Origin of the sequence: Mycobacterium alsense (assembly GCF_002086635.1) — a bacterium.
GTDB lineage: Bacteria > Actinomycetota > Actinomycetes > Mycobacteriales > Mycobacteriaceae > Mycobacterium > Mycobacterium alsense.
Window position 1 is genome coordinate 106,924 of record NZ_MVHD01000009.1, and the last position, 24,180, is coordinate 131,103.

At 68.4% G+C, this 24,180-nt stretch carries 21 protein-coding genes and 1 pseudogene; 11 read left to right on the plus strand and 11 right to left on the minus strand.

The window, feature by feature from the left end; all coding sequences use genetic code 11:
- Window positions 1–24 precede the first annotated feature (24 nt).
- The gene (locus BST11_RS08320; RefSeq protein ID WP_083137445.1) at window positions 25–873 is read left to right on the plus strand and encodes an LLM class F420-dependent oxidoreductase; all 849 of its coding nucleotides are present in this window, start codon (window positions 25–27) and stop codon (window positions 871–873) included.
- Between the two features lie 6 nt (window positions 874–879).
- Here the strand turns inward: BST11_RS08320 and BST11_RS08325 are convergent, their stop codons facing one another.
- Entirely contained in the window at window positions 880–2,406 is a 1,527-nt protein-coding gene (locus tag BST11_RS08325; protein ID WP_083137446.1) for an acetyl-CoA acetyltransferase, read from the minus strand.
- 260 nt (window positions 2,407–2,666) lie between these two features.
- Here BST11_RS08325 and BST11_RS08330 point away from each other — a divergent pair, with 260 nt between their 5' ends.
- Window positions 2,667–3,992 (plus strand): PE family protein, encoded by a 1,326-nt coding sequence (locus tag BST11_RS08330; protein WP_083137469.1) that lies wholly within the window; start codon window positions 2,667–2,669, stop codon window positions 3,990–3,992.
- 18 nt (window positions 3,993–4,010) lie between these two features.
- Here BST11_RS08330 and sucD read toward each other — a convergent pair whose 3' ends face one another.
- The gene (sucD, locus tag BST11_RS08335; RefSeq protein ID WP_083137447.1) at window positions 4,011–4,913 is read right to left on the minus strand and encodes a succinate--CoA ligase subunit alpha; all 903 of its coding nucleotides are present in this window, start codon (window positions 4,911–4,913) and stop codon (window positions 4,011–4,013) included.
- Window positions 4,914–4,934: 21 nt separating this feature from the next.
- Window positions 4,935–6,098: an ADP-forming succinate--CoA ligase subunit beta gene (sucC, locus tag BST11_RS08340; RefSeq protein WP_067322911.1), complete on the minus strand. Its 1,164-nt coding sequence runs from the start codon at window positions 6,096–6,098 to the stop codon at window positions 4,935–4,937.
- Between the two features lie 240 nt (window positions 6,099–6,338).
- Here sucC and BST11_RS08345 point away from each other — a divergent pair, with 240 nt between their 5' ends.
- Together BST11_RS08345 and BST11_RS08350 are read left to right on the plus strand one after the other, a co-directional pair.
- The gene (locus BST11_RS08345) at window positions 6,339–7,451 is read left to right on the plus strand and encodes a M23 family metallopeptidase (protein ID WP_372509763.1); all 1,113 of its coding nucleotides are present in this window, start codon (window positions 6,339–6,341) and stop codon (window positions 7,449–7,451) included.
- A gap of 1 nt (window position 7,452) precedes the next feature.
- A complete protein-coding gene (locus BST11_RS08350) occupies window positions 7,453–8,037 on the plus strand; it encodes a hypothetical protein (RefSeq protein ID WP_211284673.1) in 585 nt (194 codons plus the stop codon).
- A 13-nt stretch (window positions 8,038–8,050) separates the two neighbouring features.
- On the opposite strand, the gene pcrA is transcribed toward BST11_RS08350, so the two are convergent.
- Window positions 8,051–10,447, minus strand: coding sequence for a DNA helicase PcrA (gene pcrA, locus BST11_RS08355; protein WP_083137449.1), 2,397 nt, complete (start codon window positions 10,445–10,447; stop codon window positions 8,051–8,053).
- A gap of 79 nt (window positions 10,448–10,526) precedes the next feature.
- Window positions 10,527–12,545 carry a PPE family protein gene (locus BST11_RS08360; RefSeq protein WP_083137450.1) on the minus strand — a complete coding sequence of 673 codons (2,019 nt, stop codon included), beginning with the start codon at window positions 12,543–12,545 and terminating at the stop codon, window positions 10,527–10,529.
- A 368-nt stretch (window positions 12,546–12,913) separates the two neighbouring features.
- Here BST11_RS08360 and BST11_RS08365 point away from each other — a divergent pair, with 368 nt between their 5' ends.
- Together BST11_RS08365 and pgi are read left to right on the plus strand one after the other, a co-directional pair.
- Complete coding sequence (locus BST11_RS08365; RefSeq protein WP_083137451.1) at window positions 12,914–13,231, plus strand: chorismate mutase; 318 nt, start codon at window positions 12,914–12,916, stop codon at window positions 13,229–13,231.
- Window positions 13,232–13,275: 44 nt separating this feature from the next.
- Window positions 13,276–14,940: a glucose-6-phosphate isomerase gene (pgi, locus tag BST11_RS08370; protein ID WP_083137452.1), complete on the plus strand. Its 1,665-nt coding sequence runs from the start codon at window positions 13,276–13,278 to the stop codon at window positions 14,938–14,940.
- Between the two features lie 19 nt (window positions 14,941–14,959).
- On the opposite strand, the gene BST11_RS08375 is transcribed toward pgi, so the two are convergent.
- Complete coding sequence (locus BST11_RS08375) at window positions 14,960–15,535, minus strand: TetR/AcrR family transcriptional regulator (RefSeq protein WP_169834892.1); 576 nt, start codon at window positions 15,533–15,535, stop codon at window positions 14,960–14,962.
- 93 nt (window positions 15,536–15,628) lie between these two features.
- Between BST11_RS08375 and BST11_RS08380 the strand changes: the two genes are divergently transcribed.
- Window positions 15,629–16,948, plus strand: coding sequence for an oxygenase MpaB family protein (locus BST11_RS08380; RefSeq protein ID WP_083137454.1), 1,320 nt, complete (start codon window positions 15,629–15,631; stop codon window positions 16,946–16,948).
- Window positions 16,949–16,959: 11 nt separating this feature from the next.
- Here the strand turns inward: BST11_RS08380 and BST11_RS08385 are convergent, their stop codons facing one another.
- The 5 genes and pseudogenes from BST11_RS08385 to cobF all read right to left on the minus strand — a co-directional run bounded on the left by BST11_RS08385 (window position 16,960) and on the right by cobF (window position 19,691).
- A complete protein-coding gene (locus BST11_RS08385; protein WP_083137455.1) occupies window positions 16,960–17,709 on the minus strand; it encodes an SDR family oxidoreductase in 750 nt (249 codons plus the stop codon).
- A gap of 41 nt (window positions 17,710–17,750) precedes the next feature.
- The gene (locus BST11_RS28420; protein WP_244897573.1) at window positions 17,751–18,221 is read right to left on the minus strand and encodes a zinc finger domain-containing protein; all 471 of its coding nucleotides are present in this window, start codon (window positions 18,219–18,221) and stop codon (window positions 17,751–17,753) included.
- A 150-nt stretch (window positions 18,222–18,371) separates the two neighbouring features.
- Window positions 18,372–18,614: pseudogene (locus BST11_RS28425) on the minus strand (DNA-formamidopyrimidine glycosylase family protein); the annotation flags it as partial.
- 48 nt (window positions 18,615–18,662) lie between these two features.
- Window positions 18,663–18,830, minus strand: a complete 168-nt coding sequence (locus BST11_RS27570; protein ID WP_158086773.1) for a hypothetical protein — start codon at window positions 18,828–18,830, stop codon at window positions 18,663–18,665.
- A gap of 111 nt (window positions 18,831–18,941) precedes the next feature.
- Entirely contained in the window at window positions 18,942–19,691 is a 750-nt protein-coding gene (gene cobF / locus BST11_RS08395) for a precorrin-6A synthase (deacetylating) (protein ID WP_083137457.1), read from the minus strand.
- Window positions 19,692–19,819: 128 nt separating this feature from the next.
- Between cobF and BST11_RS08400 the strand changes: the two genes are divergently transcribed.
- The 4 genes from BST11_RS08400 (at window position 19,820) to BST11_RS08415 (ending at window position 24,107) form a co-directional block, all read left to right on the plus strand.
- Window positions 19,820–20,725, plus strand: a complete 906-nt coding sequence (locus tag BST11_RS08400) for an AurF N-oxygenase family protein (protein WP_067322941.1) — start codon at window positions 19,820–19,822, stop codon at window positions 20,723–20,725.
- Window positions 20,722–21,984 (plus strand): DUF4873 domain-containing protein, encoded by a 1,263-nt coding sequence (locus BST11_RS08405; RefSeq protein WP_244897571.1) that lies wholly within the window; start codon window positions 20,722–20,724, stop codon window positions 21,982–21,984. Before BST11_RS08400 ends, BST11_RS08405 begins: the two co-directional genes overlap by 4 nt.
- 382 nt (window positions 21,985–22,366) lie before the next feature.
- Complete coding sequence (locus BST11_RS08410; RefSeq protein WP_244897572.1) at window positions 22,367–23,140, plus strand: STAS domain-containing protein; 774 nt, start codon at window positions 22,367–22,369, stop codon at window positions 23,138–23,140.
- Between the two features lie 97 nt (window positions 23,141–23,237).
- Window positions 23,238–24,107 (plus strand): TIGR03619 family F420-dependent LLM class oxidoreductase, encoded by an 870-nt coding sequence (locus tag BST11_RS08415; protein ID WP_083137458.1) that lies wholly within the window; start codon window positions 23,238–23,240, stop codon window positions 24,105–24,107.
- Window positions 24,108–24,180: the final 73 nt, after the last annotated feature.

Genomic DNA, 24,180 nt, shown 5'->3' on the forward strand with positions numbered 1-24,180 from the left:
GTAGAACACGTTCTAATTCTGGGCATGGATTACGGGCTCGTGCTTTTCACCAGCGACCGCGGCATCTCCCCGGCGGCGGCCGCCAAGCTTGCCGACGACCACGGCTTCCAGACGTTCTACGTGCCGGAACACACCCACATCCCGGTCAAGCGCCAGGCCGCCCACCCGACGACCGGCGACGCGTCGCTGCCCGACGACCGCTACATGCGCACGCTGGACCCCTGGGTAAGCCTGGGCGCGGCCTGCGCCGTCACCTCGCGGGTGCGCCTGTCGACCGCGGTGGCCCTACCCGTCGAGCACGATCCGATCACGTTGGCGAAAAGCATTGCCACACTTGACCACTTGTCGGGCGGCCGGGTCAGCCTCGGCGTCGGCTTCGGCTGGAACACCGACGAGCTCGCCGACCACGGGGTGCCGCCGGGGCGGCGCCGCACCATGCTGCGCGAGTACATCGAAGCGATGCGCGCGCTGTGGACGGAAGAGGAGGCCGCCTACGACGGAGAGTTCGTCAAGTTCGGGCCCAGCTGGGCCTGGCCGAAGCCGGTGCAGCCGCACATCCCGGTGCTGGTGGGCGCCGCGGGTAACGAGAAGAACTTCAAGTGGATCGCCCGCAGCGCCGACGGCTGGATCACCACCCCGCGCGACTTCGACATCGATGAGCCGGTCAAGTTGCTGCAGGACACGTGGGCGGCCGCCGGCCGCGACGGCGCCCCGCAGATCGTCGCGCTGGACTTCAAGCCCGTCCCCGACAAGCTCGCCCGCTGGGCCGCGCTCGGGGTGACCGAGGTGCTGTTCGGCCTGCCCGACCGCGCCGAGGACGAGGTCGCCGGCTACGTGGAGCGGTTGGCCGGCAAGCTCGCCGCTCTCGTCTGAGCGAGCCTACGAAACGCAGCGGTTGCCGTAGTCGAACGAGCGCACCAGGACCTCGTGCCCGAGGGGATCGCCGTCGGTCAATAGCGCGATCAGGTTCTCGTCCTCGGTGGTCGACAGGAAGCGGCTGCCGTCGTCGAGGCGGCCGACGATGATCCCGGTCGGGCGTCCGTCGTCGCGCCGGACGGTGTAGGTCTCGACGGTGCCGGCCCCGTCGGCGCTCTCGGTGACCGACGCGGTCGGCCCGGCGTCGATCTGCGCCTGCAGCTGCGCGCTGCGGTCCGGCTTCCACGGCGCGGGAGTGGTGGAGTACACCCCGACCGAGTACTTGCTCAGGATGCCGCCGTTGGCGCCGACGAGGCCGAATTGCCCTGGCATGCCTCGCATCTGGGTGACCGTCTCGGCGACCGCGTGCATGGAGTAGTTGTTGCCGGCGCCGCCGAAGAACGGCAGCCCGCCGGTCAGTGTCAGCCCGCGCGGGTCGTCGGGCGCGATCCCCATGCCGTCGCAAATGTTGAATACCGGCACGGGAAAGCAGCTGTAGAGGTCGAACGTGGCGACGTCGTCGATTCCGATGCCGGCCATGTCCAGCGCGCCGCGCACCGCCAGCACGGCCGACGGCGCGTGCCCCAGATCGGGGCGCTCCAGCAGCGGCTGCTCCTCCAGGTCGACGTGCCCGTGCAGGTACACCCGGTTCTCCTCGGGCACCCGCAGGCGGCGCGCCGCCCCGACCGACATCAGCAGCGCCGCGGCCCCCTGGTTGACCTGGTCGCGCGCGACCAGCAGCCGCGGGTAGGGCTCCGAGATCATCCGGTTGGCCTCGGTCACGGTGATCAGTTCGTCGACGGTGCGTTCGACCGGCGCGGCCGCGAAGGGATTGCTGGCCGCGATCTTGGTGAACGGGGCGAAAAGCTCCCCCATCCTTTGCCGATATTCGGCCGGCCCGAGCCCGGTCCCGGCCCGCCGGGCGTTCTCCAGCAGCGCGTATTGGATTGGGGCACTGGTCAATCCGTGAATTACCGTATAGCGCGAGATGAGTTTTTCGATGCCGTGCCCGCGGTCCTCGAGGTCCCCGTCGACGGTCTCGGTGAAGTCCGGCTTGGACTCGGCCTTCGCGAAGTGCCGCAGCGTGGACGTCGCATCCGAGCCGAAGATCAACGCGACATCCGAACGGCCCGCGGCGATCTCGGCGGCCAGCTCGCTGATCAGATGTTGGGGCCCCTGCCCGCCGACGATTTCCAGGATTGCCCGAAGGGGTTGGGCGCCAAGGAGATTGGCCACGGATCGCGGGTAGTTGTTCGAGCGTCCCAGCGGCGCCGTCGCGACCGGCCCGGAGATCTCGAACTGCCGCACCCCGGCGACGGTGTCGACGGCCGCCGCCACCGCGCCTACGTTTGCCCCGCAGTCCGCCAAGGCGGCCCGCGCGGCCGCGGCGGCCAGCTCCACGGGTGACATCGCGCGGTAGCCGGGGTCGTCGATGCGCTCGGCGGCCTGACCGACTCCGACGACCACGGGTGTGTGCGGGTCAAGATCCATAGCACAACTATCTACCGCAGACTTCTGTCGGCGCGTACCCCGGGGGTGGCCCGGCCTGGTCGTGGCTATCGATCACGCAAGAGCCAGCAAATTTCGAATGCCCGCCCTCACCGCTCGATTATTTGTGGCGCATGTCCGCCAAAATGGCGCCCCGCGGCGACGATCGTATTACCGTTGGCAAACCAATCGAACGCATCGAGCTACCTGGCGTTCTCGGGCAACGTTTGTGGTCGATGCTGACGCCCTCCCAGGAGGCGGCGATGTCATTTGTGATCGCGGTGCCGGAGTTCCTGACGGACGCAGCCTCGGGTTTATCCAACATCGGCTCGGCGCTGGAAGCGGCGAACGCCGCCGCGGCGACTCCGACCGCGACCGTGCTGGCCGCGGGCAACGACGAGGTGTCGGAGGCCGTCGCCGCGATGTTCGCGGCGCACGCCCAGGGGTATCAGAGGCTGAGCGCTCAGGTCGCGTCGTTTCACAACCAGTTTGTGGCGCTCATGAATAAGGGGGCCGCGCAGTACGCCATGGGCGAGGCGGCCAATGTCTCGCCGTTGCAGGCCGTCGAGCAGCAGCTGCTCGGCGTGATCAACACGCCGACCCAGCTGCTGTTGGGACGCCCGCTGATCGGCAACGGGGCCAACGGGGCGCCCGGAGCGGACGGCCAGGCCGGCGGGTTGTTGATCGGCAACGGCGGCAACGGCGGCGCAGGCACCGCCGCCCATCCCGCCGGCGGTAACGGCGGGGCAGCGGGGTTGTTCGGCAACGGCGGGGCCGGTGGACCCGGCAAGGTCAATAGCGTCAAGGCTCCGGGCGGCAACGGCGGAGCCGGCGGGCTGCTGTTCGGCAACGGCGGAGTCGGCGGCACCGGCGGAACCGGCCAGGGCGGAACGGGCGGAACCGGCGGGGCCGCCGGGCTGTTCGGCACCGGCGGTGTCGGCGGCACTGGCGGGGCGGCGACGCTCGGCGCCGACGGCGGCGCGGGCGGCGCCGGTGGTGCCGGGGGACTGTTCGGCACCGGCGGGGCCGGGGGCCGCGGTGGTACGACATTCAACGCACTGGGCGGCAACGCAGGCGCCGCCGGCGCGGGTGGCGCGGGTGGCGCAGGCGGACTCGTCTTCGGCTCCGGCGGGGCCGGCGGTGCCGGCGGGGACGCCACTGCGGTGATTCCCGGTACCGGCACCGGCGGTGCCGGAGGCATCGGCGGCCACGGGGGATTCCTCAACGGCGCCGGCGGTGCCGGCGGCAGCGGCGGATTGGGCATCACCGCTGGTGGGTCCGGCGGTGCCGGCGGGACCGGCGGTACGCTATCCGGCTCTGGCGGCGCCGGTGGCGCCGGGGGGCTCGGGGCTGCCGGCGGCGCCGGCGGTGATGCGGGCTTGCTGTTCGGCGACGGCGGCAACGGCGGCTCGGGAGGACCCTCCGGTACCGCCGGCGGCAACGGCGGCAACGGAGGACGCGCCGCGCTGCTCATAGGTTTCGGCGGCAATGGGGGCAACGGCGGAACTGGCACCCCCGACGGCACCGGCGGCCAGGGCGGCGACGGCGGCCAACTGATCGGGGTGCCCGGCAACCCGGGCCTGCCGTAGCCGACCGGCGGGCCCTCGCTACAGGCTCTGCAGGATCTCCCGCGCCAAGGCGGCCGTCTCCGACGGGGTCTTGCCCACCCTGACGCCGGCCGCCTCGAGGGCCTCCTTCTTGGCGGCCGCGGTGCCCGACGACCCGGACACGATCGCGCCCGCGTGGCCCATCGTCTTGCCTTCGGGCGCGGTGAATCCCGCCACGTAACCGACAACCGGCTTGGACACGTGAGCCTTGATGTAGTCGGCGGCGCGCTCCTCGGCGTCGCCGCCGATCTCACCGATCATCACGATGACCTTGGTGTCGGGGTCCTTCTCGAAGGCCTCGATGGCATCGATGTGGGTGGTACCGATCACCGGGTCACCACCGATCCCGATGGACGTCGAGAACCCGAAATCCCGTAGCTCGTACATCATTTGGTAGGTCAGCGTGCCGGACTTGGACACCAGCCCGACCGGCCCAGCGCCGGTGATGTTGGCCGGGGTGATGCCGACGAGCGCCTGCCCTGGCGTGATGATGCCCGGGCAGTTGGGCCCGATGATGCGGGTCTTGCCGCCCTTCTGAAGGTTGTACGCCCACGCAAAAGCGGTGTCCTGTACCGGAATTCCCTCCGTGATGACCACGAGCAGCGGAATCTCGGCGTCGATGGCCTCGATGATGGCGTCCTTGGCGAACTTCGGCGGCACGAAGATGATCGACACGTCGGCGCCGGTCTTTTCCATCGCCTCGGCGACGCCGCCGAACACGGGCAGCTTGACGATGCGGCCGCCCTTGTCCTCGTGCGTGACGGTGGTGCCCGCCTTGCGCGCGTTCACCCCGCCCACGATCTGGGTGCCCGCCTTGAGCATCCGGGCGGTGTGCACGGTGGCCTCGCTGCCGGTGATGCCCTGGACGATGACCTTGTTCTCCTTGGTCAGGAATATGGACATGTGTGTCACGAATCCTTTCGCTCAGGCGCTCGCCAGCTCGGCGGCCTTGTCCGCGGCCTCGTCCATGGTCGCGACCATCGTCACCAGCGGGTGGTTGGCCTCGGCCAGGATGCGACGGCCCTCCTCGACGTTGTTGCCGTCGAGGCGCACCACCAGCGGCTTATTGGCCTCGGCACCAAGGATTTCCAGCGCCTTGACGATCCCGGTTGCCACGGCGTCGCACGCGGTGATCCCACCGAAGACGTTGACGAACACGCTCTTGACCTGCTGGTCGCCCAGGACCACGTCCAGCCCGGCGGCCATCACCTCCGCGGAGGCGCCACCGCCGATGTCGAGGAAGTTCGCGGGCTTGACGCCCCCGTGCTTCTCGCCGGCATAGGCCACCACGTCGAGGGTCGACATCACCAGGCCCGCGCCGTTGCCGATGATGCCGACCTGGCCGTCGAGCTTGACGTAGTTCAGGTCGTTCTCTTTGGCCTTGAGCTCCAGCGGGTCGGTGGCGGCGCGGTCCTCGAACTCGGCGTGCTCGGGGTGGCGGAAGTCGGCGTTGGCGTCGAGCGTGACCTTGCCGTCGAGCGCCAGGATCCGATCGTCCGGGGTGCGCACCAGGGGGTTGACCTCCACCAGCGTCGCGTCCTCGGCGACGAAGAGCTCCCACAGCTTGGAGATGGTGATCGCGGCGGCGTCGAGCACTTCGGCGGGCAGGTGGCCCTGCTCGGCGATGGAACGCGCGGTCGCCGCGTCGACGCCGGTGACGGCGCTGACCGGGACCTTGGCCAGGCGGTCGGGCTTGGTGGCGGCGACCTCCTCGATCTCCATGCCGCCCTCGACCGAGCACATCGCCAGGTAGGTGCGGTTGGCGCGGTCCAGCAGAAAGGAGATGTAGTACTCCTCGGCGATGTCGCTGGCCTCGGCGACCAGCAGCCTCTTCACCGCGTGGCCCTTGATGTTCAGGCGGAGGATGTTCTGCGCGTGCTGGAAGGCGTCGTCTGGCGTCGCGGCGTATTGGACGCCGCCGGCCTTCCCGCGGCCCCCGATCTTGACCTGCGCCTTGACCATCACCGGGCGGCCGATCTCCTCCGCGATGGCGCGCGCGCCCTCGGCGGTGTCGGTGACGCGGCCGGGCGTGCTCGGTACGTTGTGCTTGGCGAACAACTCTTTTGCTTGATACTCGAAAAGGTCCATGGGCTCACTGTCTTCGCTCGGCTTGCTGCGGGGCCTCTGGCACTTTATCCATCCCCCGGCCGGCTGCTACCGTCGCGTCCACCGATGTGGCAGACCTCACGGCATACCGGTGCGCCTCAAAGGTGATGCAAATCACAATATTAGTCGGGTTGCGGGCCCGCGGTTGCCAGCCCCGTCGGTCAGCGGATACCTTCCTAGGGTCCAGATAACGTTATGGTCACGATACGAGGACATTTCAGCTTGTCGCAGCATCGTTTGACTCGTTCGTCTTCTGCCGTAACAGGCGTGGTGAGGGTCGGTCGCGCGGCCGGCGGCCGGTGGACGGAGCCCCACCGCAACGAAGTCACCGAGATCCTTCCCCTCGACGGGTTCGACTTCGACGACCTGGACTTCGCCGACGACCGCGGCGATCTCGGCGACCTCGACTTCAGCAACGACTCGACGTTCGACAACGAAACGCAGGTCCTGCTGGCCCCGGAACTCGACGACCTGCACGACGTGGATGACCTGGTGCCGCTGCAGCTGGCCGCGCCCGCCGCCGTGCCGGTCCCGGCCAGGTTCCTCACCGACACCCTCGACGCGCCCGACGCCGCCGCGCGTCCCCCCCACGCGGACATCACCGACGTCATCCCCGCGATACGGCGCGGAGGCCAACACCGCAAGCAGCCCACCAGCGCGGCCAGGGGCCGGTTGCTGATTTCGGCGATGGCCGCGGGGGCGGCGGCCGCGGCGGCCCACACCGCGACCAGCCACGCCGACGCCCCGAGGACGGAGGCGGTGCTGGCCGCCAACGCGTCGGCGCTCACCGGCGGCCCGGGCGGCAACACCGTCCGCGGCGCTCAGGTGGTCGCGGTCCAGCCCGCGTCGAATGCGGCGGTGCACAACGCCGAACTCGCCAGGGGTGTGGCCTTTGCCAACGATCGCGCGCAGCGCGAGGCGCGGTTACAGCAGCCGCTGTATGTCATGCCGACGAAGGGGATCTTCACCTCCAACTTCGGGTACCGCTGGGGGGTGCTGCACGCGGGCATCGACCTGGCCAACTCGATCGGAACACCGATCGTCGCGGTGTCCGACGGCGTCGTCATCGACGCCGGGCCGGCCGCCGGCTACGGGATGCTGGTCAAGCTCCGGCACGCCGACGGCACGGTCACGCTGTACGGCCACGTCAACACGACGATGGTCAGCGTCGGCCAGCGCGTGATGGCCGGGGATCAGATCGCCACCATGGGCAACCGCGGCAATTCGACGGGCCCCCACCTGCACTTTGAGGTGCTCCAGGGCGGAACCGAGCGGATCGACCCGCTCCCATGGCTTGCTAAGCGTGGTCTCAGCGTCGGCAACTACGCTGGTTGAGGTGACTTCGCCGAACGACCCGCCCGCTCCCGCGCCGTCGCCCGAGCCCACCGCAGGGCCCTCGGAAACGCACACGCGGATCATTCGGCGGGCGCCCACCGGGCCGATGCCCGTGGTGCCGGAGTCCCCGACCACGCAGCTCCCGCCGCAACCGCCGCCGTATTCGGTCCCCTCGGGCGTGGCCCGGCGCGGAGGCCTCGCGGGCCTGCCGGGCCACGAACCGGACGGGCGGACCGCCGTGGCGGCCAGCGCCGCCGGCATCGTCAGCGGATGGGCCACGTCGGTGGTGGCCACCGATCTGATCGCCGGCTGGTGGCGAACCGACCGCATGTTCTGCATCGCGGTCGCGTTCCTCGCGCTGGTGTTCGCGGTCACCACCATTTCGGGCGTCATCATGGTGCTGCAGCGCCGCGCCCTCGGGCGCTACCTCATCCTGGCCGGGGCGGTCGTCGCGGTGCTGACCTACCTCGGCGTGTTCATCGCCGGGGCCCGGGTCGCGTGGATCGTGCACGCGCTTCCGGTGCTGCCGATCGCCACCGCGGTGCTGGTGCTGCTCCCGCAGACCAAGCGCTGGCTCGACGCATAAGCGGCCTGGCCGGCTAGAGCTTGCTGATCGGCGCGTGGTTGTGCATCAGCTTGACCCGGCCCGAGCTGCCGAAGTCGATCAGCGACATGGCGGACTCGCCGGCGCCGGAGACCTCCTCGACGCGACCGAGCCCGTACTTGTCGTGGGTCACCCGGTCGCCGGGCTGCAGCACCAGCAGCGGGCGTTTGCCCGCCCCCGAGCGGGCCGGCGCGGGACGCGGCGCGCCGAATCGCCCGGCGCCGCTGACCGGGGCGCTGAACGACGGCGCGGGCGCGCTGCGCCGCCAGTCGATGAGCTCCTGCGGAATCTCCCGTAGGAAGCGCGATTCCGGGTTGAGCATCGGCTGTCCCCACGAAGACCGGACGATGGCCCGGCTCACATACAACCGCTGGCGGGCCCGGGTGATACCGACGTAGGCCAGCCGCCGCTCCTCCGACAGTTCGGTGGGATCGTCGAGCGACCGCATGTGCGGGAACATCCCGTCCTCCCAGCCGGTGACGAACACGACCGGAAACTCCAGGCCCTTCGCCGTGTGCAGCGTCATCAGTGTGACCAGGCCGGCGCCGTGTTCGGGGATTTCGTCGGCGTCGGCCACCAGCGACACCCGCTCCAGAAACGCCGCCAGCACACCGGTGTCCGGCACGTCTTCGTCGATCGGTGCGCCCGGGATGTCCCCAGCCTCGCCCAGCGCGGCGGCGTTGGCCAGGTCGATGCTGAATTCGTGTGCGACACTGACCAGTTCGTTGAGGTTGTCCAGCCGGGCCAACTCTTGCGGATCGGTGGAGGACTCCAGCTCGCTGCGGTATCCGGTGCGTTCGAGAACCAACTCGACCAGATCGCCGAGATCGTCGTCCAGATGCCCGCGCAGGTCGTCGAGTAGCTCGACGAAGGCCGAGATCGCCTTCTCCGCACGGGTATTCAGCATCGGCACCTTGCCCTCGGCGGCGGCCACGAGTGCGTCGGCGAAGCTGGCGCCGGTGTTCTCGGCGTACACCGCCACGCAGGCCTCGGCACGATCCCCGATGCCCCGGCGCGGAGTGTTGAGGATGCGCCGCATGCTGACCGCGTCGCCGGGGTTGTCTAGCACCCGCAGGTAGGCGACGATGTCGCGAATCTCCTTGCGCTCGTAGAACCGCACTCCCCCAACGACTTTGTACGGGATGCCGGCGCGGATGAAGACCTCTTCCAACGATCTCGACGAGTTGTTGGTGCGATAGAACACCGCCACGTCGTTGTAGGTGATCTCGCCCCGTTCGACGAGCGCATCGATCTCCTCGGCCACGAACCTGGCCTCGTCGTGCTCGTTGTCGGCGACGTAGCCGACGATCGGCTCGCCGGCGCCCGCGTCGGTCCACAGCCGCTTCTCGCGCCGGCCGGTGTTGCGGGCGATCACCGAGTTGGCCGCCGACAAGATGTTTTGGGTGGAGCGGTAGTTCTGTTCCAACAGAATCGTTTTCGCGTCCGGATAGTCGCGCTCGAAGTCCTCGATGTTGCGGATGGTGGCGCCGCGGAACGCATAGATCGACTGGTCGGCGTCGCCCACCACGCACAATTCCGCCGGCGGCACGTCGTCCGCTGAGGAGTCCGCCGAGGAGTCCGCCGAGGAGTCGGGCGAGCCGCCGGCGTCGTGGCCGACCAGCTCACGCACCAGCACGTACTGGGCGTGGTTGGTGTCCTGGTATTCGTCGACCAGCACGTGGCGGAATCGGCGCCGGTAATACTGGGCGATCTGCGGGAAGGCCCGCAGCACCGCGACGGTCTCCCCGATCAGGTCGTCGAAGTCCAAGGCGTTCGCCGCCCGCAGCCGCCGCTGGTATTCGCCGTAGACGGAGGCGACGGTGCGGCTCAACTCGTCGGAGGCGTCCGACAGGTTGGACACGGCCTCGTCGGGGTCGATCAACTCGTTTTTCAGGTTGGAGATGGCGTTGGCCAGCAGGCGCGGCGAGTAGCGCTTGATGTCCAGCCCCATGTCGCGACCGATCATCTGCAGCAAGCGCCGCGAATCGTCGGCGTCGTAGATCGAGAAGTTTGAGTTGAGTCCGTCGATCAGCGATGCCTGGTTGCGCAGGATGCGCACGCACGTCGAGTGAAAGGTGGACACCCACATGGCGCGGGCGCGGGGGCCCACCAGGCGCACCACGCGTTCGCGCATCTCCGCGGCGGCCTTGTTGGTGAAGGTGATGGCCAGGATCTGGCCGACGCCGACGCCGCGGGCCGCGATCAGGTAGGCGATGCGCCGCGTCAGCACCGCCGTCTTGCCCGAGCCCGCGCCCGCCACGATCAGCAGCGGCGAACCCTCGTGCACCACGGCCTGGCGCTGTTGAGGGTTGAGGTCGTCAAGCAGACGATCCGCTTCCTCGGCTGGGTTGGCAGGGTTGGCTTTGGCGTTGGCGGTCACATGCACACTCATGTCGGTCCAAACTTACCGCCGACCGCCGACGCCAGGCGGCCAAGCCAGGCGCTTCGGCCGCTCCGTCCGGGCCGGAAACCTACTGCCGGAAGCCCGACTGCTGGTTGCCGGTGTTGTTGGCGCCCGAGCTGTGCGTGCCGGTGTTGTCGAAGCCGGAGTTGTTGTTGCCCGTGTTCCCGATACCCGAGTTGTCGCTGCCGGAGTTCCAGAAGCCCGCATTTCCGGCGGGTCCGGTATTTCCATAGCCAATGTTGAGGTTGCCCGCGTTCGAGATGCCCACGCCGTTGGTGCCGGTGTTGAAGAATCCGGTGTTGCCATTGCTCTTGTTGAGGAAACCCGTGTCGTGCTGGCCCACGTTTCCGTAGCCCTCGTCATTGGAGCCGGTGTTGGCGAATCCCGAGTTCGCATTGCCGTTGTTGTTGAACCCGGAGTTTCCGGTCCCGGTGTTGCCAAAGCCGGAGTTCGCCGCGCCGGTGTCGGTCGCGCTGCCGAAGCCGGTATTCGTCTTGCCCGAATTCCCGCCGCCGGTGTTGACGTCGCCGGAGTTCCAGAAGCCCGTATTCGTGGCGCCCGCGTTGCCGAAGCCGGTGTTGTGCGCGCCGGAGTTGCCCCAGCCCACGTTGCCCGCACCCGCGTTCGCAAAGCCCACGTCCCCGCCGCCCGCATTGAAGGCGCCCATCGACAGGGCCCCGGAGTTGCCGATGCCGAAGTCGTCGTGTCCGCCGTTCCAGAAACCCACGTCGCCCACGCCCGAGTTTCCAAAGCCGACGTCCGTGCCGGCCGAGTTCCAAAAGCCGGTGTCCAGGCTCCCGGAATTCCAGAAGCCCGTGTTGGTGCTGCCGGAATTGGCGAAGCCGGTGTTGAAGTTCCCGGAATTCCCGATGCCCCAGTTCCCGTTGCCGGAGTTGAAGAATCCGACGTTGTTGTTGCCCGAGTTGAAGAGGCCGATGTTGCCGGTGCCCCCGTTGAGACCGCTGAAGTTGATGCCGATCTGGTTGTCGCCCGTCAGCCCGATGCCGAAGTCGTTGTTGCCCGTGTTTCCGAAGCCGATGTCAAAGTTGCCCCGGTTTCCGGCGCCGATGTTGCCGTTGCCCAAATTGCCCATACCGACGTTGGAATTGCCGGTATTGCCGCTGCCCACGTTGTTGTTGCCGATGTTGCCGAAGCCGTAGTTCGTGGCGCCGGTGTTTCCGCTGCCCATGTTGTTGCTGCCGGTGTTTCCGCTGCCCAGGTTTGCCGTGCCGCTGTTTCCGCCACCCAGATTGGTGCTGCCGAAGTTTCCGCTGCCGATATTTGCGCTGCCGTGGTTTCCGCTGCCCAGGTTGGAGTTGCCGATATTTCCGCCACCCAGGTTGAAGCTCCCGATGTTTCCGCTGCCGAAGTTGAGGATGGCGGGCTGGCTCGAGGAGGGCCCCTGGTTGCCATTGCCGAAGTTGAGATTGCCGATGTTTCCGTTGCCCATGTTGGCGTTGCCGGTGTTGCCGTTGCCGTAGTTCACGCTGCCCTTGTTGCCGTCGCCCATGTTCGCGGCGCCGATGTTGCCGGGAGGCGAGAGCTGCCCGATGACGGCGGGAAGGTTCTGCAGCGCCTGCTCAAACGGGGCCAGGGCCGCGGCCGCTTCCGCCGCGCCGGCGTGATAGCCGACCATGGCACCGACATCCTGGGCCCACATTTCCTCGTATTGGGATTCGGCCGCCGCGATCGCAGGAGCGTTCTGCCCGAACAGGTTTGACACAATCAGCTGGACCAGTTCCTCGCGGTTGACGGCCACCACGACCGGATGGACCGTCGCCGCCAGCGCCGACTCGAACGCGCCCGCGACCGCCCGGGCCTGCCCGGCGGCGCCCGAGGCCTGGGCGGCCGCCGCGGCCAGCCAACCCGAATACGGGGTGGCCGCGGCCGCCATCGCTCGCGACGCGGGCCCCTGCCACGCCTCGCCCGCCAGACCGGAGGTCACCGACGAGAACGACGACGCCGCCGTGTTCAGTTCGGCGGCCAGCCCGTCCCACGCGGCGGCGGCCTGCAGCAGGGGGCCCGATCCCGGACCGCTGAACATCAGCACTGAATTGAGCTCCGGTGGAAACACGAGAAAATTCATTTCACAGTCCTTCCCGATATGCCCGAATCAATTGCAGCCTACGGTTGTCGGGACGGCGTTGTGCGCATTTCGCGGAAATCAATTTCCGGGCGACGAAATAGCTAAAGAAAAGTCGCGCCGGCAGTATCCACCACCGCATAAGCTGGCATCGCCAAGGACGGCGGCGCGGCCCGTTTTTTTGCGCGGTCGCGGCCTTTGGTGGCACACTCGATGGGTGCTCACCAAGCGGCGCCGTCGGCAGCTCTCAGGCAGCGGCCGATTTTTCTACGGGTACCGGCCAGCGGTGCCCGTGGTGTAGCTGCTTTCGCAGAGCCCCGTGGTCCGCTTCCGGATTCGGGGCTCGTCTCTTTTGTGAGGCCCGATAACGGATGAGACCAGAACCCCCACATCAAGAGAACGCGGAGCTAGCCGACATGAACATCGAGATGGTCGAGTCCCAGGAGACCGACGACATTGACAAGTTGCGCCAGGAGATCGACCGGCTGGACGCCGAGATCCTCGCCGCGGTGAAGCGGCGGGCCGAGGTGTCCCGGGCGATCGGCAAGGTGCGCATGGCGTCCGGCGGTACCCGGCTGGTGCACAGCCGCGAGATGAAAGTCATCGAGCGCTACAGCGAGCTCGGTCCCGACGGCAAGGATCTGGCGATGCTGCTGTTGCGGCTGGGCAGGGGCCGGCTCGGCCACTGAGCGCGGGTCACCGGGCCGCGCCGGGCGGCATTACTGTCGGAAACATGTCCTCCGTGCAAACCATCCCCGACATCACCGCCACCCCGGCGTGGGACGCCCTGCGCAGGCATCACGAACAAATCGGCCAGACGCACCTTCGGCAGTTCTTCGACGAGGATCCCGATCGCGGCCGCGAGCTCACCGTCACGGTCGGCGACCTCTACATCGACTACAGCAAGCACCGCGTCACCCGGGAGACGCTGCGGCTGCTCGTGGACCTGGCCCGCGCGGCGAACCTCGAAGAGCGCCGCGACCAGATGTTCTCCGGCGCTCACATCAACACCTCCGAGGACCGTGCCGTCTTGCACACCGCGCTGCGGCTGCCGCGGGACACCGAGCTGACAGTCGACGGCCGCAACGTCGTCGAGGACGTGCACGAGGTGCTGGACCGGATGGGCGACTTCACCGACCGGCTGCGCAGCGGTGAATGGACCGGCGCCACCGGAAAGCGAATCAGCACCGTGGTCAACATCGGCATCGGCGGCTCGGACCTGGGTCCGGTGATGGTCTACCAGGCGCTGCGCCACTACGCCGACGCCGGCATCTCGGCCCGCTTCGTCTCCAACGTCGACCCGGCCGACCTGATCGCCACACTGGCCGACTTGGATCCGGCCACAACGCTTTTCATCGTAGCGTCGAAGACCTTCTCCACCCTCGAGACGCTGACCAACGCGACGGCAGCGCGCCGCTGGCTGACCGACGCGCTCGGGGACGCCGCGGTGTCCAAGCACTTCGTGGCGGTCTCCACCAACAAGCGCCTGGTGGACGACTTCGGCATCAATACCGACAACATGTTCGGGTTCTGGGATTGGGTTGGCGGGCGGTACTCGGTGGATTCGGCGATCGGCCTGTCGGTGATGGCCGCCATCGGCAAGGAGGCCTTCGCCGATTTCCTGTCCGGATTCCATTTGGTGGACCGGCATTTCCAGACCGCCCCGCTGGAGTCCAATGCGCCGGTGCTGCTCGGCCTGATCGGGCTGTGGTACTCCAACTTCATGGGCGCCCAATCGCGCGCCGTGCTGCCGTATTCGAACGACCTGGCGCGTTTTGCCGCGTACCTGCAGCAGCTGACCATGGAATCCAACGGCAAGTCGACGCGCGCCGACGGCACGCCGGTCACCACCGACACCGGCGAAATCTTTTGGGGCGAACCGGGAACCAACGGCCAGCACGCCTTCTACCAGTTGCTGCACCAGGGCACCCGGCTGGTGCCGGCCGACTTCATCGGCTTTTCCCAACCCATCGACGACCTGCCCACCGTCGAGGGCACCGGCAGCATGCACGACCTGTTGATGAGCAACTTCTTCGCCCAGACCCAGGTGCTGGCGTTCGGCAAGACCGCCGAGGAGATCGCCGCCGAGGGCACGCCGGCGGACATCGTGCCGCACAAGGTGATGCCGGGTAACCGCCCGTCGACGTCGATCCTGGCCGACCGGCTCACCCCGTCGGTGGTCGGCCAGCTCATCGCGCTGTACGAGCATCAGGTCTTCACCGAGGGAGTGATCTGGGGCATCGACTCGTTCGACCAGTGGGGCGTGGAGCTGGGCAAAACGCAGGCCAAAGCGCTGCTGCCGGTGATCACGTCCGACGCCTCGCCGCCGCCCCAGTCGGACAGCTCCACCGACGCGCTGGTCCGCCGCTACCGGGCCGAAAGAGGCCGCACGGCCTGAGTTTTCGCGGGCCGACGCGTCACCGCGCTGCGACGACGAGGTCGGAACCGAGTCGCCGCACGAATGTGCGAAGGCGCTCCACCGACGCGGTCCGCGGATCACTGAGGTGCAGCTGGAGCAGTTCGCGGCCCGCGGCGTGCAGGATCCGCGCGGTGTATTCGGGCTCGTGCAGCGCGGGATTGGCGCGCAGCAGTTCCCGGACGAAGAACTCGAGCACGACGGCCTGCGATTGCGCCAGGCGCGCGTACAGCTGCGGTGGGGCGCCCTGCGGTGGGAACAGGAACAACCGCCACGTCGCCGGGTGAGCGTCGACGGCGGCCAGCACGCCATCGAACGCGACCACCAGCGCCTGGTCCTCGGCGACGGCGTCCAGCCCGGAGATCGCTTCGGCGAATTGCGCCCCGGCCCGCGCCGCCTCGCGGTCGATCAGCGCGACGAACAGCCCCGCCGGGTCGCCGAACAGCTGATAGATCAGCGACCGATTGATGCCGGCCTGGCGTGCGATGCGGTTCGGCGTGGCCGCGTGGAACCCTTCGGCGTCGACGACGGTGTGCGTGACGTCGAGGATCTGCTCGCGCCGGCCCTCGGCGGTCATGCGCCGCTTGGGGTTGGCCGCACTCATGCTTGACAGCATAACTAACAAGTTGTGAGTATTACTCACTAACTGTTAGTTAGCCGGGAGGTTGTGATGGTCACGTACTACCCCGAGCTGGCGCGGCGCGTCCGAAGCCAGCGGGATCTGCAGCCCGACCTCTACGGGAACTTCGACTTCGACCGGCAGCCGGTTCGCCTGGCCACCGAGCCCAACGTGGACTCCGCCCTGCCGGCCTGGGTCGCCGACCGCGCGCCGATCCTCGAGGACGACCGCGTGATGGAGTTGATCAGCACAGCCACCCTGCTGGGCGACGTCGTCGCCGATCCCTATGCGGCGCTGATGAATTCGCGCAGCGTCTCGGAACTGATCGACATGCTCAAGACGGCCTGCCGCGAGGGAATCGAGGCGGTGGCCGACGCGCCCCCCGAGCTGGCCGCGTTCATCGCCGCCATGGAGGCCGCCCCGGAGTGGATCGACTTCGACCTGGTCCGCGAGGGCGCGCGCCAGGAGCGCATCCCCGCGGCGCTGCTGGCCCCGTTCATCACGCGGGGGGCATTCATCGCGACCTTCACGAATACCTACGCCGCGCTGCCGATGGCCCTGACCGGCGCGCTGTCGGGCAAGCGGGCCGCCCGGCGGGTCAACGAGACGGCGAGCTTCTTCGCCGTCACCACCCTGCCCGGCGCGCTGGACCGCTACGGTCCCGGTTTCGAGGCCGCCGCGATGGTCCGGTTGATGCACTCGATGGTCCGCTACAACGCCCTGAAGAAATCCGACAAATGGGACGCCGCCGTCTACGGGATGCCGGTCCCGCAGGTCGACCAGATGCCCGCCGGCATGATCGGCCAGTACCTGTTGGCGCGCAAGGCGCGTCAGCAGGGCCGGACGAAGTTCACCAAAGAAGAGCGCGCCGTCGTCGAATTCGCCAGGTACCGCTGCTTTTTGCTCGGTCTGCCGGAGGAGCTGCTGCCCTCCGAACCCGCCGACATCATGCACGTCATGCACGCCCGCTCGGCGCTGCTGCGCGACGGATTCGACGACATCTGCCGCGAACTCGTCAGCGGCACGATGGCGGCCTACCTGCGCCCCGACACCACCCTGTTCGACCGGTGCGCCGAGGCCGTCGAGAGGAGTTTCAGCAAGCTCACGTTCGTCCGCACGTTCTGCGGTGGTGACCGCGAAATCGCCGAGGCCATGGGCGTCTCACTCGGGACGACGGATCTCCTGTGGGTCGCGCTGACCGCGCCCTTCATCATCGGGCGCTTCAACGTCGTGAGTCAGGCCAGCCGCATCCCGATGCTGCGCGAGGTCACCGACGCCTACGTCATCGGGCTGCTCAAACTGCGGCTGGCGACCTACGGCAAGCCCGAATTCACCACCGACGCAGCGCATTACACACCGGTTCCGGTCTGACGGCTCGCCCGCTAGGCGAAGCGCTTGGTCAGCGGTGGCGGCAACACGCGCAGCAACAGCACCAGCGGCGCCCATGGCCAGCGCGGCACCACGGCCCGGCCGGGCTCCCGCTCGATCGCCTCGACCAACGCCTTGACGCCGGTCTCGTTGTCCACCATCAACATCGTGCTCGCCGACTTCGCCGTCATCTCCGATTCGATGTACCCGGGTTCGATCGCCGTGACCTTGATGGGGCCTCGCGCGTACTCGGCGCGTAGCGATTGGCCCAGGGAGGTCAGTCCGGCTTTGCTTGCGCAGTAGGCGGCTTTGACCCCCGGCACGCCCTTGTTGCCCAGCACCGAGGAGATGAGCACCAGATGCCCGGAACCGCTGGCGGTGAACATCTCCAGCGCCGTTTCGATCTGCACCAGCGCCGACACCAGGTTGGTCTCGATCGTCGCCTTGTTCGCCCAGAGCTTGCCGGAGCCCAGCTTCGCGCCCTTGCCGATGCCGGCGTTGACGACGATGCGATCGACCCCGCCCAGCTCGTCGCGGAGCTCGGCGAACACCTTCGGCACCTGCTCATGGTCGTTGACGTCCAGCGCCGCCACGGCGATCTTGATTCCTGGATACCGTTGCGTCAGTTCGGCTTTCAGCTCGTCGAGCCGGTCGGTGCGTCGGGCGCACAGCGCCAGGTCGCGGCCCTTGGCGGCGAAGGAACGCGCCATCCCGGCGCCCAGACCGGAACTGGCGCCCGTGATGAGGATCTTCTGGCGAGTCACCCGGGCAGCATATCGGCAGGTGTCAGGTCGCCGTCGGCCGACTATTTGAGCAGCCGGGACAGGCGCCGGTCGGCGAGCACCTTGCCGCCGGTCTGGCAGGTCGGACAGTACTGAAAAGACTTGTCCGCGAACGACACCTCGCGCACGGTGTCCCCGCACACCGGGCACGGCAGCCCGGTGCGCGCATGCACCCGCAACCCGGAGCGCTTCTCCCCTTTGAGCGTCGCGGCGCCCTGGCCGACGGACCGGCGCACCGCGTCGGTCAGCACCGAGATCATCGCGTCGTGCAGGGCGGTGAGCTGTTCGTCGGACAGCTTGCCCGCGGTGGCGAACGGCGAGATCTTGGCGACGTGCAGGATTTCGTCGCTGTAGGCGTTGCCGATGCCGGCGATCACCTTCTGGTCGGTGATCACGGTCTTGATCCGCCCGGTGTTTCCGGCCAGCAGCCCGGCCAGGTCCCGGGGGTCCAGCTCCAGCGCGTCGGGGCCCAGGGCGGCGATGCCGGGCACCAGCTGTGGGTCGTCGACGAGCCACACCGCCAGCCGCTTCTGGGTGCCGGCCTCGGTGAGGTCGAAGCCGGGCGCCTCGCCGGGCGTGCCGAGGTGCACGCGCAACGCGATCGGGCCTTTGCCGGGGCGCAGCGGCGCCGCGGCCAGCTTGTCGGACCACCGCAACCAGCCGGCGCGCGACAGGTGCGCGATCAAAGACAGCGGCCCGGCCTGCAGGCCGAGGTACTTGCCCCACCGCTGGGCCCCCGTAACGGCCTGGCCGTGCAGGGCGGTGACCGGCGGATCGTAGGTTTTCAGCACGGACAGCGCGCCCACGTCGACGCGCCCCACCGTCGTACCGACCGCGTGGCGCCGCAGATGGTCGACCAGTGCTTCGATTTCGGGCAGTTCGGGCACAGGTTCAGTCTGCCGATCAGCGGCGCGGGGTGTCCATTCGCGTCCGGGCTACATAGCGTCGGCTGATAGGCCATGCCCGCCGCTGCCGGGCTGGCCGAAAATCTTCCCGCCGTTGCCGCTGTTGCCGCCGGTGCCGTCGTGGCCGCCGTTACCGAAGAGATAGCCGCCATTGCCGCCGTCGCCACCGCGTGCGCCGTTGCCGCCGTCGCCGGCCATTGGCGATTAACCGTTTGCTCAGCGGAGCTGAGTTGCTATGTGTCGGGCAGGAGCCAGAGCGGCGATGCCCGGTACCAGCTTCGGGTGGTCGACGAGCACACGCCTCCGCGACTAGGACGCCCCCGGCGCCCGCAACAGGTAGGTGTCCATGATCCAGCCGTGGCGGGTGCGGGCTTCGGTCCGCAGCGCCGCGATGCGGGCGCCGACCTCGCCGACCGTGCCCGCCACCAGCAGTTCGTCGGCCGTGCCGAGATAGGCGCCCCACCAGATCGCGGTCTCGGGCGGGCAGGCCCGAAACGAACACTCGGCATCCAGCATCACGACGGCCGACCCCGTCACCCCGTGCTCGCGCAGCTGGCGACCGGTGGTGATCAGGACCGGCTCGCCGACCTCGTTGAGCGGGATGCGGTGGCGCGCGCTCAGCGCCTGCACCGCGGTGATTCCGGGAATGACGTCGAAGGTGAACTCGACTTCGGCCGCGACCTCGGCCAGGATCCGCAGGGTGCTGTCGTACAGCGCCGGGTCGCCCCACGCCAGGAAGGCGCCCACGCCGTCGGGACCGAGCTCGGCGGCGATGGCGTCCGCCCAGACGCGCGCCCGCGCGGCGTGCCAATCCGAGACGGCCTCGCGGTAGCCGGGGCCGGTCGAGCGTTTCGGGTCTGGCAGCTCCACGAAGCGATACCCGGGCTCCCGGATGAACCGCGCGCAGATCTCTCGCCGCAGCGCCACCAAATCGTTTTTGGCCTCCCCCTTGTCCATCGCGAAGAAGACCTGGGTGTCATTCAGCGCTTCGATCGCCTGGATCGTCACGTAGTCGGGATCGCCGGCCCCGATGCCGATCACGTGTATATGCCGACCCAAGAAACCCTCCTTGTTGGTTAAATCAGAGTGCCGAATCGAGACCTCGAATGCCTAGCCGGGACCCCAAGTACCCAGTACCATGGGTACCGTCTGAAGTCTGAAGCACCCAATGAAGGGACGCCAGCGCCGTGACGACTGTCGTGAAGCCAAGTGGGCCGAGTCGTGAGGAGTTCTCGGACCGGTTGCTGAAAGGCTCGGTCAAAAAGTCCTACGAGCCCGTCGTCGACATCGACTGGGACGCCCCGCTGGATCCGGACAAGTTTTATCTGCCGCCGCGGCTGGTGTCGCTGTACGGGACGCCGATGTGGGACGAGATGACCCGCGAGCAACAGATCGAGCTGTCCCGCCAGGAACTGGTCAACACCCTCTCGGCCGGGATCTGGTTCGAGAACATGCTCAACCAGTCGCTGCTGCGGACCATCCTGCACGAGGACCCGACCAGCCGCTCGACGCACTACAAGCTGACCGAGCTCGGCGACGAGACCCGCCACATGGTCATGTTCGGCAAGGCCATCGAACGCATCGGCGCAAAGCCGGTGCGGCCCCGGCGGTTTCACCGGTGGATCATCAACGCGCTGCCGCTGGCGTTTCAGCGCGGCTCGATGCTGTGGATCGCGGCCCTCATCGGCGAGGAGATCTTCGACTCGCTGCAACGGCAGATGATGGATGACCCCGAGCTGCAGCCAATCATTCAGCGGCTCATGCGGATTCACGTCACCGAGGAGGCCCGGCACATCCAGTTCGCTCGCGACGGGGCGCGCAAGCGTGCCGCGGAGATGCCACGGCTCAACCGCTGGTTCATGGCCAACATCAACGGGCTGGGCGGCTACTTCTTCAACTATCTGTTCAGCAACCCGATCCCGTACGCGCGCGCGGGCCTGGACGCGAAGCGCGCACGAAAGACCGCGCGGGCCAGCGCCCACCGCCGCGAGACGCAGGTTGCCGGCTTCGCCCCGCTGGCCGCGTTTTTGACCGAGGTCGGCCTGCTGGGTCCGATTGCGCGCCGCGGCTGGAAACGCAGCAGGTTTCTGTGACCCGGCCGCCCGCCCCCACCGATTTTTGCCACCAAGTAGTCGTCGTCGGCGCGGGCGCCGACGGCCAGAAGGCGCGAGCGGCACTGCGGGGCGTCTCCGACGTCGTGATGCTCGACAAGGCGCACGGCCGCGAGGTCCTCGGCGCACGCTTCGACCACGCCACCGACAGCTGGCTGCTGGCGACGGCCGGTGGCGAGACGGTCCGGGCCCGCGTCGTCATCGCCGCTTATCGACCGGTGCAGGTCCCGTGGCTGCCCGACCTCGCCGGGCGCGACGCCTTCGAGGGTGAGTCCTTCCACGCCGCGCAGTGGCGGCACGATTTCGACCCGGCGGGCAAGCGCGTCGCGGTGGTCGGCGCCGACGCCACCGCCGGTCACCACGTCCCGGCCCTGACGAAATCGGCGGCCTCGGTGACGGTCTTCGCGCACCCGCCGCGCCGGATCGTCGACGAGTTGCCATTGCCCACGACCCGCGCCCGGCGCTTTCTGCGCAGCCGCATCAACCCGGCCGCCGACGCACGACCGCGGCCCGCGCTGGTGCGCTCGGCGATCACCGCGATCACCCCGTCGGGCATCCGCACCGCGGACGGGGCCGAGCACCGCGCCGACGCCATCGTGTACGGCACCGGGTTCGCGGTCGCCGAAGCCGTCTCGGACGAGACCCTCGTCGGTGCGGGCGGATTGACCGCCCGTCAGGCGTGGGACGACGGGATGGAGCCCTACCTCGGGGTGGCCCTGCACGGCTTCCCCAACTACTTCTTCGTCGGCGGCCCGGACGAAGCAGCGGTCGGCGCGCAGGCGCGCTGCGTCGCGGCGTGCGTCGAGCTGATGCAACGCACCGCCAGCACCCGCATCGAAGTGCGCTACAGCAGTTACCGGGTGTTCAATGCGCGCGTCTACCTCCGGCCCGCCGAGCCCCAACCGATGGCCGCGATCGGCAAGGCCTTCGACGTGTCATCCGCCGCGCCCGGGGCCGAGGCGACCTACGAGGGCGCGGCGACGCTGACGATCGCCGGCGCCGACCATCCCGTGCGCGTCCGGCTCGCCGGCCGGCTGGACCCGCTGGACGGCCGTTACCACTGGCAGGGCACGGTTTCCGGGTCCGCGGCGCAGCCCCTGCCCGACGAGGCGATCAGGCGGGCTGGCACCGCCACGCTGACCGTCGGCGAGCGCAGCGCGCCGGCGCGCATCGTCGAACAGACGCCGTGGGGCACGCACACGGTCGCCGGGGTCGGCGCTCCGCCCTACGCGTTGAGCTGACGCCCGGTTTGCTGCACGGCCCGGTGGGCGCGGGTTTTCCGGCTGTTGCCTGTGGGTAACCGGCAAGTCTGATTTCTTCGCTAAGGGTGGTTGGCGACGCAGGCGTAACGGGTGACCGGCATCTCGGTGCCGTTCCGCCTGCAGCGGGTCCGCCTCACCCATGTGGGGGTTGGGTGGGTTTGCCGCCGAGGGGGCGGGTTCTCAACGGATGAGCAGGGCGGGAATTCGAGGAGCGGGGTATGGAACGCGGCCGGGAGCCGAAGTCGCAATCTTTTTCTTCCAAGTTGGGAATGCGTGTGCCTACATTGCTAGGGAGACACGCACGTTCGAATGACACGGCCCCGCGGGCCATCGGCGAGGATGAAGCCCTGACAGGAAAGGGGTGGCTGACGTGAGCGCGGTAGCCGAGTCGCCGAGCTCCCTGGCCGTTGCAGCGCGGACCGATCAGTCGGTCGTCGTCCTCACGGTCGAAGGCGTGCTCGACGGCAGCAGCTCCGCGGCGCTGCGCGACATCATCATGAAGGTCACGCTCGACGAGCCGTCCGCCGTGATCGTCAATGTCTCCGGGCTGCAAGCGCCCACCAAGGCCACCTGGCCGAGCCTCCTCGGGGTGCGCTGGCAGGTACACACCGGGCCAGACGTCCCGATCCTGCTGGTCTGCGCCGATCGCGCCGCCCGCGAGGCGATCACCCGCAGCGGGGTCGCCCGTTTCATGCCGGTGTACGCGACCGAGAAGTCGGCGCTCAAGGCACTCGACCGGCTCAGCCGCCGCACCGTGCGGCACGCCGATGCCGAACTGCCCTCCACCCTCACCAGCCTGCGCGAGTCGCGCCGCCTGGTCCGCGAGTGGCTGATCGAATGGTCCCAACCCGCGCTCATCCCGGTCGCGTTGGTGGTCGTCAACGTGTTCGTCGAGAACGTGCTCGAACACACCAGCAGCGTTCCGCTGATGCGGGTGGAGACGGACGGCGCGTCGGCGACCATCGCCGTGTCGGACGGCAGCCGCACACCCGCCGTGCGGTTGCCCTCGCCGGATCAGGGCATCGACGTTTCGGGGCTGGCGATCGTCGACGCGTTGTCGCGCGCCTGGGGCAGCACCCCCACCTCGTCCGGCAAGACGGTCTGGGCGGTCATCGGTCCCGAGAACCAGCTTTAAGCAGCCGCGGCGGTTGTCAGCGGGCCCGCGCCCGGGGTAAAACTAGAACACGTTCTAGTGGCGTGAGGCTTGCCCTTGCCCAAGGAAGGTAGATGACGTGCGGTTCAGCTATGCGGAATCACTGACCGATCCTTCGTATTACATCCCCCTGGCCAAGGCGGCCGACGAGGCCGGCTACCACAGCATGACGATCGCCGACAGCCTCGCCTACCCCTTCGAATCCGAATCCAAATACCCCTACACGCCGGACGGCGGCCGCGAGTTCCTCGACGGCAAGGAGATCATCGAGGCCATCGTCCTGACGGCGGCGCTGGGTGCGGTGACGACGAACCTGCGGTTCAACTTCTTCGTGCTCAAGCTGCCCGTCCGGCATCCGGCGCTGACGGCCAAGCAGGCGGGTTCGTTGGCCGTGCTCACCGGCAACCGGCTGGGGCTGGGGGTCGGCACCAGCCCGTGGCGCGAAGACTACGAGTTGATGGGCCTCCCTTTCGCCAAGCGCGGCAAGCGGATGGACGAGTGCATCGAGATCGTCAAGGGCCTTACCACCGGCGACTATTTCGAGTTCCACGGTGAGTTCTACGACATCCCCAAAACGAAGATGAGCCCGGCGCCCACCCAGCCCATTCCGATATTGGTCGGCGGCCACGCCGATGCCGCGCTGCGTCGCGCGGCGCGCCTGGACGGCTGGATGCACGGTGGCGGCAGCGACCCGGAGGAACTCGACCGCCTGATCGCCAAGGTCAAGAAGTACCGCGAGGAAGAGGGCAAGACCGGCACCTTTGAGATTCACGTCATCTCGATGGACGCCTACACCGTGGACGGCATCAAGCGGCTCGAGGACAAGGGAGTCACCGACGCCATCGTCGGCTTCCGCTACCCTTACATCCAGGGACCCGACACCGAACCGCTGGAGAAAAAGATTCGCAACCTGGAACGGTTCGCCGAGAAGGTGATCTCGAAGGTCTAGCTGTACTCGGCAGAGACGTTGTTGACGGTTCTGCTGCGAGAAGGGAGGACCTCCGGGCTTAGTGGAGATATCT